Raw genomic sequence first — 15,384 nt, 5'->3', positions numbered from 1 at the left:
TATGATTTCTTCTCGATTAATGTCGACTAATTGAGAATTTGATTTATCGCTATTATTATGTTTACTTTAAGCGACTAAAGGGAATATAGCTTGTGTACTATAACAAAGATAGGGATTTTCTGCATGAGCCAGAAGAAAGAAGTATAATTAATATTGTGTTTGCTATCTTTTTTATATGTAAGCTATATCCAAAACCCTAAGATTATTGTATAATTAAGTCATTGTTTTAATTAAACTAATTCTAAATTAATAAAAACTGATATAGATAATTCAAATCCCGCTCTGAAAGGAAGTGTAATAATGATCGTAACATTATTTACGTCACCAAGTTGTACCTCATGCCGAAAAGCAAAAGCATGGTTAGAAGAGCATGAAATTGCTTATAGGGAACGTAATATTTTTTCTGAACCGTTAACAATCAGTGAAATTAAAGAAATTTTAAGAATGACTGAAGATGGAACAGATGAAATTATCTCGACTCGTTCTAAAATATTCCAAAAACTAAATGTTGATGTTGAAAGTTTGCCACTTCAACAATTATATGAGTTAATTCAAGAGTATCCAGGATTACTTCGTCGCCCAATCATTTTAGACGAAAAACGCTTACAAGTTGGGTATAATGAAGATGAAATTCGACGCTTCCTACCTAGAAAAGTTCGCGCATTCCAATTACTTGAAGCACAAAAAATGGTTAATTAATCATTTCTAGGAATATTCTTGCGAGTACATCGATAAAATCCAATAACACTGGATTTTATCGTTTTTATTTTTACATCAATTTTTATCTATCTTAAAAGTAACCAAGCATAGGCGCCAGAAAATCTATACCTTTTTTTCTCCAGTGAAACGTTACATATTTTAGAAGATGAGGGAGAAAATTTACTCTTTATTGATTAAGTTTTGAATGCTTTCTACTTGATTTCACATGCTGAGTCATCTACAATTTCAATATTCAATTTATTTTATTTTGCAGTGTTTTTTTCTTTTCATTTTAAATAGGTAATCATACAATAGAATTATAGAATAAAGCATAGAAATATAGAAAAGGTTTTATTCTTTAACAAGCTGTAATGTATGGCAGTTTTGAATTGTTTGGTTAAACTTTAGCAATCCAAAACATACTAAGGACGCTTTCTTTGTTTTTCAACGAATGACTGTGAAGGGAGTTGAAGTCTAATGGACATCGAACGCGTAAACGAAAATACAATAAAGCTCTTTATTACTTACCGTGATATTGAGGACCGCGGATATAGTCGCGAAGAAATTTGGTACAACAGATCAAAAGGGGAAGAACTTTTTTGGGATATGATTGGCGAAATTAATACAGAAGATTACTTCGACCTTGATGGACCTATTTGGATTCATGTAAATGCTTCAGAGCATGGTCTTGAAGTGATTGTAACAAGAGCTAATATAAACTCAGATGGGGATTCCAACTCCTTGCTATCAAGTTTCGAGGAGCACCGTGATGCCGCACATAAAAATATAGATGAATCTATTTTTGAGTCCTATGATGATGAAGATATAAATCATCTTGGCCTTAATAATATATCTCTTTATAAATTCAAGGACATTGATGAAATTATTCCAGTTGCGAACCGACTAGTATCATTTGGATTACAGTCTTCACTGTATAAATTTGAGAACTATTATTACCTAGCAGTTGATTTCACAAATGTTGAAGAAAACCAAGAACGCATGGATATCCGTTCTATCATCAATGAATATCTAACTGGTTCTAAATTGACTATTTATCGTATACAAGAATATGGTGAAACAATTATGGAACAAGATTGTTTTGAAACAGTAATTCAATACTTTGCATAAATAAGTGAACTTCAACCAGAAGATATATCTGCATTGTTTGTTAAAAGGGTCACCATCTTTCTTAAATCAATAGAACTTGAAATTAGTGACCGTTAATACTTAAATCGAGGTGTCTTAATCCTAAGGCATCTCTTTTTTTGTCTAAAAAAAGTCTCAAAAGATAAATTTGCTTATTACTGACTAAATATATTGAAACTTTATCTGGTCCCTTTTAGAATAAACATAAGGAGGTATTCAATGCTTGTAGCTTATACAGAAAAAAATGAGCCCTTTGTTTTAAATTCAAGCATGCCTCAAACAACATTATACCAGCTCCGAAAGTCAAAAAAGTTTTACTGTCCACTATGTAAACAACAGCTATTATTTAAAATTGGTTCACTAAAGATTCCCCATTTTGCCCATTATTCAAAAAGTAGTTGTGAAGCTCAGTTTTCAGATAGAGAATCTGAAATGCATTTGAAAGGAAAAGAGCAATTATATAGTCTATTTAATGCATTAAAATTGGAAGCACAATTAGAGCCCTATTTACCTAGTATTCAGCAAAGACCAGATATCTTGTTTAAGCTAAAAGGTAATGATGATCAACGAATTGCCGTTGAATTTCAATGCAGCCCAATATCTTTAGAGAAATTATTGGAACGCAATAACGGATATAAGCGTGAGGGAATTTCACCCATTTGGATTCCCAGTACACCCAATAAAATTGTGAAAAAAGGTATCCAAAGAATTTCACTTAATAAAAATTATCAACAATTTAGAGAAGTAACTCATCCTTCATATATTATGACGTACAACCCGGCAGTGCGACAGTTTTTTTATATCTCCAATCTAATCTACTTACATGGAAATAGCTTTATTTCGAAAGTACAAACCATCTCATTAACAAATCAAAAATTCCCATTCTATATACCAAAGCCTATAACTAAAAATGAATTCGAGCAATTTTGGCTAATTTATCAACAAGTGAAACATAACTATCTACAAGCGAGAGTATTATTTAGGAGAAGTGGTGTTAATGATATTCTTCTAAGAAGTGCCTATGAGCTGCGTATGAATTTGCACTCCTTACCAAAATATATTGGGATTCCTCTTAAAGGAAGCGAAGAATTAAAAGTATTTTCAGTTGACTGGCAATTAGCTCTATTTTATTTTATTCATACGAATAAGATTGAACTCTGCCATATGAAAGGCCAAACGATCTATTACTTTTTAAAATGGGCAAGGATGCCAGAAACAAAAATTGCCTATGAAGTTGTTTCTAATTATTGCACTTTCCTTGAAAAAACATCGATTCAGCATTCCTATCAATCTATTCAAGATGATAAGTTATTAGCGATATTATATAACCAATTTCTTGCAATGTAGACGAAATATTGAGAAAATAAACGTGTTGTTCGAATTTCGAAATAATTGGTATCGGAGGTTTTTTAAATGGCAAAAGAAATTTTAACCCGTGAAGAAGTACCTGTTGAATTAACATGGAATTTAGAAGGGATTTTCCCGTCTGATGATGAATGGGAACTAGAATTTAAGGAGATCGAAAAGCTCATTCCAGAGGCAGAAAAGTTTAAAGGCAAAGTTGCCCAAGGAGCTAAAGATTTATTTGATACATTACAATTTAGCGATAAATTATCAGAACGCTTTGGCAGGCTATACGTATATACCCACCTGAAACATGATCAGGACACAACAAACGGCAAGTATCAAGCTATGGATAGCAGAGTACGATCATTAGCAGCAAAATTTTCTGCTGCTTGGTCATTTGTTACACCAGAAATACTATCAATCGATGAGGAAAAAATCAAAAACTATATTAGCGAGTACGAACCATTAAGCTTGTACAATCAAATGTTAACGGAGTTAAATTTACAACGCCCTCATGTTTTAACTGCTGATAAAGAAGAGTTGCTTGCACAATTCTCGGAAGTGACAGGAGCATCAGGCAATACATTCAGTGCATTAAATAATGCAGACCTCGAATTCCCAAAAATTAAAAATGACAAAGGGGAAGAAATTCAGTTAACGCACGGGAACTATGTTACTTTCTTAGAAAGTGACAACCGAGAAGTGAGAGAAAGTGCATTTAAAGCAATGTACCAAACTTACGGCAAATTCCAAAATACATTTGCTACTACATTAACAGGTAACGTAAAAGCTCATAATGTAAGGGCGAAAATTCGCAAATATGATTCAGCGCGTCAAAGTGCCATGAGTAATAACTATATTCCTGAAAAAGTTTACGATCAACTGATTTCAACAATCCATGAATTTTTACCAGTATTGCACCGATACATTTCACTGCGTAAAAAGGTTTTAGGTCTGGATGAATTACACATGTATGATTTGTTTACACCTCTAGTAAAAGAAGTAAAAATCGATATGCCTTACGAGAAAGCTAAAGAAATTATGGTGAAAAGCTTTGAGCCACTCGGTGAAGAGTATCAAGAGATTGTACAAAAAGGGTTAGACAGCCGTTGGGTAGATGTATTGGAAAACAAAGGAAAACGCAGTGGTGCTTATTCATCAGGTACATTTGGGACAAACCCATTTATTCTAATGAACTGGCAAAATAACTTAAATAATCTTTTTACATTAGCACACGAATTTGGTCATAGCATGCATAGCTACTATACTCGTCAAAATCAACCATATCCCTATGCAAGCTATTCCATTTTCGTAGCTGAAGTTGCCTCAACATGCAACGAGGAATTATTATTTGATTATCTATTAAAAACAACTGAGGATGCTCAGCAAAAAATCTACTTATTAAACCACTGGTTAGATGGATTCCGCAGTACCGTATTCCGTCAAACAATGTTCGCTGAATTTGAGCATATTATTCATGAACTAGACCGTAACGGGGAAGCACTAACGTCAGAACGTTTAACAGAAATCTACTACGATTTAAATAAACAATACTTCGGTGAGGAAATGACGGTAGACACGGAAATTGGGTTAGAATGGGCTAGAATCCCTCATTTCTATTACAATTACTATGTATACCAATACGCTACCGGCCAAAGTGCAGCTACAGCTTTAAGCAAGCAAATTCTAGAAGAAGGCCAACCATCTGTGGAACGTTATCTAAATAACTTCTTAAAGGCTGGATGCTCGAACTTCCCAATCGAAGTATTAAAAGCTGCTGGAGTGGATATGGAATCACCTGCACCAATCCAAGAAGCATGCAAGGTCTTTGAAGAGAAATTAAATGAACTTGAAGCATTATTATTAAAATAAGCTATAATGTTAGATGCCCCACAGTTGACTTTGAACTGGGGGCATTTTTTTGTTTTAACTGTATTGATCCGGTTAAGATACATAAATTGAAGTTGTGAAAAATAGAGGGGAGGGGGTTATGCTAGTAGAATTTGAGATTGGTTCATGAATCTCGTAGAGCATAGGAGAGGAAAAGAGAAGCAACCAGTCCGCGAAAGGGTTCGTGGATTACAGAATGGGAAAGCGGTGTTATTAATCTGCGAGAAGTGATCTCACGGACAATAGAATGGGATAAGCGGTGTTGCTAGTCCACGAGAAGTGGTCTCGTGGACAATAGAACGAGAAAAGTGATGTTCCAAGTCCGCGAGAAGTGATCTGGTAGACAACAGAATGAGAAAAGTGATGTTCCAAGTCCGCGAGAAGCGGTCTCGTGGACAATAGAACGAGAAAAGTGAGGTTCCAAGTCCGCGAGAAGCGGTCTCGTGGACAATAGAACGTGAAAAGTGATGTTCCAAGTCCGCGAGAAGAGGTCTCATAGACAATAGAGGTGGAAAATCACGTTGCGAGTACATGAGGATAATTCAATCTAGTTGCAAAACAAAATATAACGTAAACAAACCTTACCAATAGTTTATAATAGCCTAAAGCATTTGAATCGAAGCCCTCTAATCCGTTGTTATAAATACAATAGCAATTTTGTATTCAATTTTATTTAATCTTTTCACAATCTCAACTTTGTTGGAAGGATTCTATATATAATTAATCTGTGTAAATACTAATAATTAAACTATTAGTGAAAACGGTTACTATTTGACGAATTTGTGAAACTATTTTCATATTGTTGCATAGATAATTATTCCGTGATAAATTAAATACGTGAAATAAATCACATAACAAACATACACCCCTTTGTTTGAACGTGAACATTTCTCCCATCCCCTTTGTAAGAGGCGTCAGTCGATGACGCCTCTTTTTTATTATCGATAGAAGATTAAGTTTCTCCAAAGTCTACGTACTGTGAAAACGATCACTTAACACATCCTGCCTTCATACTCCGCATTTATTAAAAAATACTATGCTGTTTCCCTGGAATCGCAGTATTAGCTCAAACTTCCCTTGAAAATTTACTATAAAAAAAGACAAAGTCAATTTGACTTTGTCTACTAGAATTATAGTAAGGTAATAGATTTGATTTTAAAATATAAGTGCCGATTAATTAATCTTGCGACGCCAAAGTGTAACTTCATCACAATGCAGACGTTCGATTTTTTGTTGAAGCATGCGTTTTTTTAATTCGCGTTCTGCTTCTTGTATGGATATTGAATAGATTTCTGCTACTTCACTTGTAGCTAACGTTTGGAATCGTAAGAATAATTCATCAAAAGTAGGAAGGGGTTTACAAATGATTTCTTCTTCCATCATCTCTTGCAGTATTTGGACATACACTTCATAGGTATACATTCCGCTTACTTTTAATCCCTCGTCTTCGATACATTCATTAAAGAAAACGATGCTGGGAACTTCTTCGATTTCCATTTCACGCGTGATATGTAAATCACATTGAAAAGCACGGGCAGCTTCTTTTGATCCAAAATCGGAAATAAATTCATCTATATCAATATTGGATTCCTTGGCAATTTCAATGAGTGCGGAATAAGAGGTAACTTCCTTCGTCTTTAGCAACGCATGCTCTTGTAATTTTAACAAAAAGCGGGCTGATGCACGTTTACCTTGTAATTCCGCTGCTTTAACCGCAATTGAAGGAAGTGCGGGATGAGTAATATCTAATTCGGTTCCCGTCATACATCCTTTTGTTCGGCGTCCTAATGTATTGAGAGAGGCGAGCTTTGTACTTAATATATAACGCCAAGTAAAATAATGATCATATTCCAATTGAAGCTTACGCAGCACCGTTTGCATTGTTAAGGCTTTTTTACAAAGCGGATCAATAAAAATATATAATTCTATTGGTTTAGTAGTAGATGCTGGGGCAGGTTTCGACAATAATTGAACATTATTCACTATGAACCCTCCTCATCTTCATTTGGCGAGTTAATCATATGATTCGCTGTCAAGACAAGACGTTGGTAGTATATTTCACGGAAATTCCCCTCAAGTCCTACCTCATCCATTGCTTCTTTCATACATTCTAACCAGGCCTGGGCATGATCAGGTGTAATTTTAAATGGAATATGGCGAGCTCTTAGCATCGGATGTCCATGTTCTTCTGTATATATATTTGGCCCACCTAAGTACTGGGTCTGAAATTGAATTTGTCTTCTTGTAGTTTCAGTTAAATCTTCTGGAAAAATGGGTTTTAACTGTGGATGTCTCCCAACACGTTCATAAAAAGCGTGAAGGAGCTCAGAAAGTTTTTCAGCACCAATTTCCTCGTAAGGAATCGTGTATTTTCGATTCATAGGTGTACTCCTTTACTTCTTTTAGTATACACGCAAGAAAATCCATGTATTGTATACTGTTTAGTCTATAACCCCTGTTTAAAAGTTATGTGATAAATACATTCTAACAACGTATTACCTTTTTCTCAAACAAATAGCATAACCGAGTCGTAGGATCATCATAAAAATCATACAGAAGAAGGATGAAAATGCCTCTATAAATCAAGCATTGTAATAATCAAGTACTTTATTCACATAGTTTTTTGTCTCAGTAAATGGAGGAATTCCGCCATATTTTGAAACATTTCCTGGACCTGCATTGTACGCTGCTAATGCCAATTCGACATTTTGACCAAATTTATTAAGCATTTGGCTTATATATTTTGTGCCGCCCATTATATTTTGCACAGGATCTTTTGGGTCATGTACACCAAGGTATTTTGCCGTCCCTGGCATTAGCTGCATTAAACCTGTAGCACCAGCAGAGCTTACTGCGTGTTCATTATAGTTTGATTCCTGTTTCATGATTGCAGCAATCAGCTTCCCTGGCACACCATATTTTTGGGAGGCTTGTTCGATAATATCACTATATGCATTTGCACCTTCTAATACGTTTGTATATCCATCACTATTTATATAATCTTTATTTATGTGATTTGAGAAAACATTTTCTCCAGTTTGCAGCAATTCATTATAGTAGGAATTAGGTAATTTATTACCTTCTCCGGTATAGGCAAAAGATGATAAGTAATTAGTGTCTATAGAATTAGAAGATGTATTATCGAGATTTGAGTAATACCCAAGTAAATTTTCAGTATCTGTCAAAGAAGAAGTAGATGAGCTCATCATTTCTTCGAGTAGCGCAGTAAAAACAGACGGTTCACTCGATACCGATTGAACGCTCTGTTGTGTGTTGCCAATTGATTGAATTGCTTGCAGTTCTAACAACGTTTTCATTGATGATATATCCAATACAATCAACCTTTCTCCGATTTTAATGCATTCATAAAGCGTGCGATTTTCTTATCGGCCACTAGCTTTGGAATGTCGTTTTCTTTCAAAAAGTTTTCAAAGATTTCTTGGCCGAGGACTTCCTCGTCTGTCTCATATTCTACCTCATAATCATCGCAGTTTAAATAAAAAGAATGGTCAAACACAATAGTTCCACCTTTGTAACTTAATTCCACTCGATCTGTCGTTAATGTGCCGAATAGACGTAATTGTTCAATGGGAACTTTTAATTGTAATAATTTAGTTTTGACACTCTCTGCGAAGAAGCCATTTCCCGAAAGCATTAAATCCGCTTGTTCTTTTGAAATAACATCTGTTGTTTCAAGGTGAGTATTCATAGCAGTACGTTCTTTTAATGTACAGACAATCCGATTTTTCGTTTCACGGATTCTAAGCCCACTGAACAACGCCTTTAAACGAAAATCCTTTGTATCAAAATAGTGATTTGTTTGACGTAGTATCATATCATCCGTCACTTGGAATTTTTTTAGTAAAGTTTCATATTGTTGTTTAGTTAAGACATTTTTAAATTCAATTTCTAATTCTTGGGTCATTGTTTTTCCTTTCATAATATGTATTTTCCACATTCTCTTTCTCGAATTGCGAGCAGCTATGTTAAAATATGAGAAGAAAAGTGTAGAAGGGGAAGTTAGTTCATGCGAAATATATATTTTATTGAAAAATATCAATTCATACATAATGATTTACATCTTAGTTTAAACGAAAGTCAAAACAAAATTCAAATCCAGCCGGCAGGACAGATCCTGACTGATTCGGATCATTTAGCATTCATCTATCTAGTTGAAGAAGAGGGCGAGTACAGTTATTTATACTTACCGGAAGATTTGTGGCCAGCATTAGTGCGAGTTTTAAAAACTGAAAAAAACCCTTATCTAGTCTTGAATGAACAAAAAATTGAACTATTAAATTTCACCGAGGAACTAAATATGCTTCTTTTCAATATTGAAGGGAACGAAAACTATGGAAAAACCTTCGTTGAGGCCGTTGAAATTGCCTTTACTGAAATTTTAAAAGGGTAAGCATAGGAAATTTAAGTAAATCTGACTTTTTATTTTTAGAAGATAAGAAAGTATAAATTTTCGAAGTTTGAACAGTGTCTAGCTCCAGGCGCCATCAGCTCGAGGTCATAAGTCAATCGCTTTGGAAGGCAAAGAGCGCCTTCTGTCAGCGCTCGACTTATGCTTGTCGCTGATAAGCGGGCGCCTTGCGCTTTTCTAAGAATGTTGAAAGTCTTTGCATTTGGGAGGAGTCTTCGATGGCAACGTGGGGAAATTTTTTAAGTCCTTATATTCAGGCAGTTGATGAGTTGAAAATAAAATTTAAAGGGATGCGTTCGCAGTTTGGTGCTTCTGGAACAACTTCTCCAATCGAATTTGTGACAGGTCGTGTGAAACCCCTGGCGAGTATATATGATAAAACGCTTGAAAAGGGAATAGCATTTGAACCATCAAAACAATTAGCTACAGAATTACAAGATATTGCAGGGTTACGGATCATGTGTCAATTCGTTGATGACATTTCCACAGTGGTTAATCTAATTCGCCAAAGGGATGATTTGAAAGTCGTTGAAGAAATAGATTATATTACCCACAGTAAGCCCAGTGGTTACCGTTCATATCATATGATTGTTGCGTACCCGGTAGAAACCATCCAAGGTAAAATCGAAGTCCTTGCCGAAATTCAAATAAGAACGTTGGCGATGAATTTCTGGGCTTCGATTGAGCATTCAATGAACTATAAGTATAAAGGGTTATTCCCTGAAGAAATCAAAAATCGATTGCAAAATGCAGCAGAAGCAGCTTTCAAGCTAGATGAAGAAATGTCTTCGATAAGAAGTGAAATACAAGAAGCACAAGTGTATTTTAGTGAGTTTAAAGATTCAACAAATCCCAAAATTCGAATTCAAGCAACCACAGAGGAAAAGGAGCGTGAGTAGTATTGCGTTTTTCAATTCAATCACGTAGAGATTCCCAGTCAAATGAATTAATGGAGCTCGCAAAAACATATTTAACAGATTTTGGACTTGTTCTAGATGAAGAAGAACCGGAAATTGTGATTTCAATCGGTGGAGATGGGACGCTGCTTCACGCATTTCATCGTCACGCTCATCGTTTAGATCAAGTTGCATTTGTAGGTATTCATACTGGTCATTTAGGCTTTTATGCTGACTGGAAGCCCTCTGAATTAGAAAAGTTAGTACTTTCAATCGCAAAGAATGAATTTAATGTTGTCGAGTATCCATTATTGGAAGTACAACTGCATTGCCATCAATCAGAATCGGTTAGATATTTGGCATTGAATGAGGCGACTATTAAATCACCAGACGTAACTTTGGTAATGGATGTTGAATTAAATGGCAATCAATTTGAGCGTTTCCGAGGAGATGGTTTATGCGTTTCCACGCCATCCGGTAGTACAGCCTATAATAAAGCACTGGGTGGAGCCATTATCCATCCAACCTTGCCAGCAATTCAAATTACTGAAATGGCATCAATCAATAACCGAGTATTCCGTACGGTAGGATCGTCTCTTGTATTGCCTGCACACCATAATTGCACATTGAAGCCTGTAAAAGATCAACAATTCACTATGACGGTTGATCATAAACACTTTGTACAAAGTGATTTAAAATGGATTACATTCAATGTGGCCAATGAAAAAGTGCGTTTTGCCCGTTTTCGTCCATTCCCATTTTGGGAACGAGTTCATGATTCATTTGTTTCAAATGAATAATTAGGAGTAAGTATGGATAAAAGATTTAAACTACAATTTCAAGCCGAGAAGGATGGCCAGTTGTTACGTGAGGCAATAAGTAAATTTGGCATCTCCAAAAGGGGATTAACATCCATTAAGTATAGAGGTGGAGCTATATTCGTTAATGGAGAGGAAAGAACAGTTCGACATTTCCTGAAAATTGGCGATGAAATTACAATTCTCTTCCCACCAGAGGAATTCAGTGAAGGACTTATTGTTGAGCATAAAGATTTTCCGATTCTATACGAAGATGATGCATTTTTGATTGTTGATAAACCACCGTTTCTGAATACCATTCCTTCCCGCGAGCATCCAACAGGGAGTTTGGCTAACTATATTAGCGGGTACTTCGAAAAACGAGGAATTCATTCGACGGTACATATTGTCACGAGATTAGATCGTGATACTTCTGGTGTAGTTTGCATTGCCAAGCATAGCCACATCCATCATTTAATGGGACTGCAGCAGAAGCGAAATGAAATTAATAAACAATATGAAGCAATTGTCCATGGACATATAAGGGAAGCGGAGCAAGCGATTGTGGCACCAATCGGTCGCAAAGACACTAGTATTATTGAGCGGGAGGTTCGTTCAGACGGGCAATATTCTCATACTGATGTAGTGGTGTTAAAAAAAGGGTACACTCAAACAATGGACCCTATCACACATGTAAGACTAAAACTTCACACAGGCAGAACCCATCAAATCCGTGTACATATGGCTCATATTGGTCATCCGCTCGTTGGCGATGAGTTATATGGCGGGAGTCGGGAGCTTTTTAATAGACAAGCACTTCATTGTGTATTACTAGAACTGGAGCATCCTTTAACTGGTCAACAGTTACAATTTACAAGTAAAGTTCCTGTACCTATGCGTGAATTGATGAATGATTAGGTGAAAGATGTTCGGAGAATTAGCGAACATCTTTTGTTTTTGGCAAGACTATTATCAACAAGCTATGATGGTTGATTTGTGAATTTCTTAAACTAATTGAATTATTAAAACTTTGTGATGTATTAAAAATACCTTTACGACAAAACATTTTCCACCTATTATTACTTTGAGAGGAGGGGACAGTGTGGTAGAACAACAAAATAATAAAAATGAAGAACTATTTGAAGATGAATTGCGCCAGTATTTAATAGATGAAGATATTGACCAATTTCGAGAAATCTTTTTAGAGCTTCATTCCTATGATCAGGCACAATTTTATGAGAAGGTAGGACCTGATATACGACAAACCATCTATCAATTCTTGTCTCCTCAAGAAATGGCGACAATTTTTGAAACGATTGAATTAGAAGATGAAGAATACGAGCAATTCCTAAAAGAAATGGATACAGCATATGGGGCAGAAATGCTTTCCTATATGTATACAGATGATGCCGTAGACGTTTTAAATGAATTAGATGATGAACAACGTGAAAGCTATCTTGAAATGATGGATAGTGAAACAGCTGAGGAAATCAATGAGTTATTGGCATATGCCGAGTATACTGCCGGGGCAATCATGACAACCGAATACGTTTCGGTATTTGAAAACTCAACAGTGCGTTCAGCTATGACAGTTCTTCGTAATGAGGCACCGAATGCAGAAACAATTTACTATGTATTCGTTGTAGACGACAATCATCGTTTAAGCGGAGTTATTTCTTTAAGAGATTTAATTATAACGGATGAAGATACTTTAATTCGTGACATTATGAATGAACGTGTTGTGTATGTGAAGGCTTCTGATGATCAAGAAGATGTTGCCCAAATCATGAAAGATTATAACTTTTTAGCGATTCCGGTTGTAAATGATGGTCATGAAATGCTAGGAATAATAACAGTCGACGATATTATTGACGTTATTGATGAAGAAGCAACGGATGACTATTCAAAGCTTGCCGGATTATCGGATGTGGATGACGTTGAAGGAAGTCCCTTTAAAGCGGCGAAAAAACGATTACCTTGGTTAATTATGTTATTATTTTTGGGAATGATAACAGCAACCTTAATGGGACAGTTTGAGGCAACACTAGACAAGGTTGCATTACTTGCACTTTTTATCCCTCTTATTTCAGGGACATCCGGGAACAGTGGAACACAAGCCCTTGCCGTGGCTGTGCGTGGTATCGCCACAGGGGAGATCGGTGATAAGAGTAAAGTGAAAATGCTGCTTCGAGAAGTGTTAACAGGGTTAATTACAGGGGTGGTTTGTGGCATTATTGTGGTAGGAATCATTTTCTTCTGGAAGCACAACCTCATCATTGGATTATTGGTGGGTGCAGCAATTAGTACATCTATACTTGTTGCGACAATTGCAGGTTCCTTTATCCCGTTGCTGATTCATAAACTTGGAGCAGACCCAGCCGTCGCATCCGGTCCATTTATTACAACGTTGAATGATGTAACGAGTATTCTGATTTACCTAGGATTAGCATCTATTTTCTTGGGACAGTTAATGTAAATTAGTTGGAGGCTTGCTTCAGATTTCGAATATGGTGAAGTGATTCACGAAAAACTTCGTTTTGCATATTTATAAGTAAAAAAAGGATGTGTAAAATGGAAGAGCCAATACTGTTTATTTCAAGCCCTCCTGTTTATTTTACTGAGATTGTAGAGGTTAAGGAAACTTTCTTGGAAGAGAGTACGTCGGTCTTTGTACCGAATCGTTCTGACCGGATACTTGATCAAGTTATCGCTAGACAGTTAAATTATTTTTCACAGCCGATTAACCAATTTAGAACTTTAGTATTTCATCTAGGCAATGGCGAAAAAGTAATAGGGAAAGTGGAAGAAATAATGGGTAGTGACGTGAGAATTAAATCATCCAACCAAACATTCATGATTAACGGAAATGATATAGAACTAATTACTATCGACAATGAAATATAAAATGTAAAGAGTGATTCGATTAATAGTTGAATCGCTCTTTTTTTGTTGAGAATGAAGTCCGTTTTGAGAACAATTTTAGTGAGTGTAATGTGCACCAGTCAGAGCGAGGAGAGCTTAATATTGTAATTAACAACATTAAGTTAAGGTTAACGAGTAGGGAGAAAATAACCTCAATGCCCCTACAAATCTAAAAGAGTAGTGAATGGGTAGCGAGATGCGATTTCGTTGCTCCTAAACACTGAAAAAAGTAGTTACCGGGTAGCGGGAAGGAATCTCAATGCCCCTAAAAGCGAAAAGAGTAGTGATCGGGTAACGAGAAGGGATCTCGTTGCCCCAAAAAATCTAAAAGAGTATTGACCGGGTAACGAGAAGGGATCTCGTTGGCCTTAAAAACTGAAAAGAGTATTGATCGGGTAACGAGAAGGGGTCTCGTTGCCCCCAAAAATCTAAAAGAGTAGTAATCGGGTAACGAGAAGGGATCTCGTTGCCCCTAAAAACTGAAAAGAGTTTTAATCGGGTAGTGACAAGCAACCCCAATGCCCCTAAAAACTAAAAGGGTAGTTAGCGGGTTGAATTTAGCGATCCTTTGACAAGGAAAGCACCCATCACGTTAACAACTTTCCGAAAATTGCATTAAATACAAATAAAAAGACCCAAAAGCCGTTTATGCCGGCTATTGGGTCGTGATAAGCGATCTTAGTGATGGTGGATGTTTAGGTCAACATCTGCTACACATTGAATCGCAGTGAAGTTATTTAAATCAACTGTTACACAAGTTTCTGTTTTCTTGAATCTAGTTATATCTTCAAATGCTTCAGCTACCAAGTCAGTTGATCCTTCTTCAAATAGTTCCACAGCTTCATCTTCTTCTACTGCAACAACAGCACGTAAAGTCGCGCAGCAATCACCGAATACATCCTCCACTCGGAAGAATGGTGTTAGTGAGTAAGTGCAATCTTTACCTTTCGCTACCACTTTAAATGGTCTACCCAGGTTATCCAATAGCATGAACACTCGAGTATCCGCGTGACCATGTTTAGTTAGACCTCCGATTGGCTCAATGAAACAGCTAGTTCCACAAGTATCGTCATTTCTTACTGCTTGATTTTGTAGCTTTAAAATTGTTTTAACAACTTCACAAATACAACCTACATTCATCATATCTTCTCTTGATGAACTCTCGAATTTATTTTTTCCACAACCCATTTTGTTTCACCCCTCTTAAGTTTAGTTCAATCTACAATATGTAATTTCTAAAATGAAAACCGGGCTTTTG

15 protein-coding genes are annotated in these 15,384 nt (G+C 36.1%); 10 read left to right on the top strand and 5 right to left on the bottom strand.

What is annotated here, in order from left to right; translation table 11 throughout:
* Positions 1–303 precede the first annotated feature (303 nt).
* The 4 genes from spxA to pepF all read left to right on the top strand — a co-directional run bounded on the left by spxA (position 304) and on the right by pepF (position 5,064).
* Entirely contained in the window at positions 304–699 is a 396-nt protein-coding gene (spxA, locus tag ACFQU5_RS06580) for a transcriptional regulator SpxA (RefSeq protein ID WP_181418012.1), read from the top strand.
* A gap of 477 nt (positions 700–1,176) precedes the next feature.
* Positions 1,177–1,827 (top strand): adaptor protein MecA, encoded by a 651-nt coding sequence (gene mecA / locus ACFQU5_RS06575; RefSeq protein WP_390285956.1) that lies wholly within the window; start codon positions 1,177–1,179, stop codon positions 1,825–1,827.
* Positions 1,828–2,064: 237 nt separating this feature from the next.
* Positions 2,065–3,192, top strand: coding sequence for a competence protein CoiA (locus tag ACFQU5_RS06570; RefSeq protein WP_390285954.1), 1,128 nt, complete (start codon positions 2,065–2,067; stop codon positions 3,190–3,192).
* 66 nt (positions 3,193–3,258) lie between these two features.
* Positions 3,259–5,064 (top strand): oligoendopeptidase F, encoded by a 1,806-nt coding sequence (gene pepF, locus ACFQU5_RS06565; RefSeq protein WP_390285952.1) that lies wholly within the window; start codon positions 3,259–3,261, stop codon positions 5,062–5,064.
* A gap of 1,191 nt (positions 5,065–6,255) precedes the next feature.
* Here the strand turns inward: pepF and ACFQU5_RS06560 are convergent.
* From ACFQU5_RS06560 to ACFQU5_RS06545, 4 genes are all read right to left on the bottom strand, one after another.
* A complete protein-coding gene (locus ACFQU5_RS06560) occupies positions 6,256–7,065 on the bottom strand; it encodes a DsbA family protein (RefSeq protein WP_390285950.1) in 810 nt (269 codons plus the stop codon).
* Complete coding sequence (locus ACFQU5_RS06555; RefSeq protein WP_390285948.1) at positions 7,065–7,463, bottom strand: globin domain-containing protein; 399 nt, start codon at positions 7,461–7,463, stop codon at positions 7,065–7,067. The genes ACFQU5_RS06560 and ACFQU5_RS06555 overlap by 1 nt, the downstream gene beginning before the upstream one ends.
* A gap of 201 nt (positions 7,464–7,664) precedes the next feature.
* On the bottom strand, positions 7,665–8,399 hold the full coding sequence (locus tag ACFQU5_RS06550) for a lytic transglycosylase domain-containing protein (RefSeq protein WP_390285945.1): 735 nt from the start codon (positions 8,397–8,399) through the stop codon (positions 7,665–7,667).
* A 20-nt stretch (positions 8,400–8,419) separates the two neighbouring features.
* A complete protein-coding gene (locus tag ACFQU5_RS06545; RefSeq protein ID WP_390285943.1) occupies positions 8,420–9,022 on the bottom strand; it encodes a CYTH domain-containing protein in 603 nt (200 codons plus the stop codon).
* A gap of 87 nt (positions 9,023–9,109) precedes the next feature.
* Between ACFQU5_RS06545 and ACFQU5_RS06540 the strand changes: the two genes are divergently transcribed.
* From ACFQU5_RS06540 to ACFQU5_RS06515, 6 genes are all read left to right on the top strand, one after another.
* Entirely contained in the window at positions 9,110–9,493 is a 384-nt protein-coding gene (locus ACFQU5_RS06540) for a UPF0738 family protein (RefSeq protein WP_390285941.1), read from the top strand.
* A gap of 236 nt (positions 9,494–9,729) precedes the next feature.
* Positions 9,730–10,410, top strand: a complete 681-nt coding sequence (locus ACFQU5_RS06535) for a GTP pyrophosphokinase (RefSeq protein ID WP_390285939.1) — start codon at positions 9,730–9,732, stop codon at positions 10,408–10,410.
* Between the two features lie 2 nt (positions 10,411–10,412).
* The gene (locus tag ACFQU5_RS06530; RefSeq protein ID WP_390285937.1) at positions 10,413–11,207 is read left to right on the top strand and encodes an NAD kinase; all 795 of its coding nucleotides are present in this window, start codon (positions 10,413–10,415) and stop codon (positions 11,205–11,207) included.
* A gap of 12 nt (positions 11,208–11,219) precedes the next feature.
* A complete protein-coding gene (locus ACFQU5_RS06525; RefSeq protein ID WP_390285935.1) occupies positions 11,220–12,122 on the top strand; it encodes an RluA family pseudouridine synthase in 903 nt (300 codons plus the stop codon).
* A gap of 232 nt (positions 12,123–12,354) precedes the next feature.
* Positions 12,355–13,680: a magnesium transporter gene (mgtE, locus tag ACFQU5_RS06520; protein ID WP_390286544.1), complete on the top strand. Its 1,326-nt coding sequence runs from the start codon at positions 12,355–12,357 to the stop codon at positions 13,678–13,680.
* A gap of 95 nt (positions 13,681–13,775) precedes the next feature.
* The gene (locus ACFQU5_RS06515) at positions 13,776–14,108 is read left to right on the top strand and encodes a 4-diphosphocytidyl-2C-methyl-D-erythritol kinase (protein WP_390285933.1); all 333 of its coding nucleotides are present in this window, start codon (positions 13,776–13,778) and stop codon (positions 14,106–14,108) included.
* Positions 14,109–14,804: 696 nt separating this feature from the next.
* On the opposite strand, the gene ACFQU5_RS06510 is transcribed toward ACFQU5_RS06515, so the two are convergent.
* Positions 14,805–15,314 carry a CotY/CotZ family spore coat protein gene (locus ACFQU5_RS06510; RefSeq protein ID WP_390285931.1) on the bottom strand — a complete coding sequence of 170 codons (510 nt, stop codon included), beginning with the start codon at positions 15,312–15,314 and terminating at the stop codon, positions 14,805–14,807.
* Between the last annotated feature and the right edge of the window lie 70 nt (positions 15,315–15,384).

The sequence above is a fragment of the Ureibacillus sp. GCM10028918 genome (assembly GCF_042666115.1).
Taxonomy (GTDB): domain Bacteria; phylum Bacillota; class Bacilli; order Bacillales_A; family Planococcaceae; genus Ureibacillus.
Note: the sequence above shows the minus strand (reverse complement) of the source record. Positions and strands in the feature narration are given on the sequence as shown.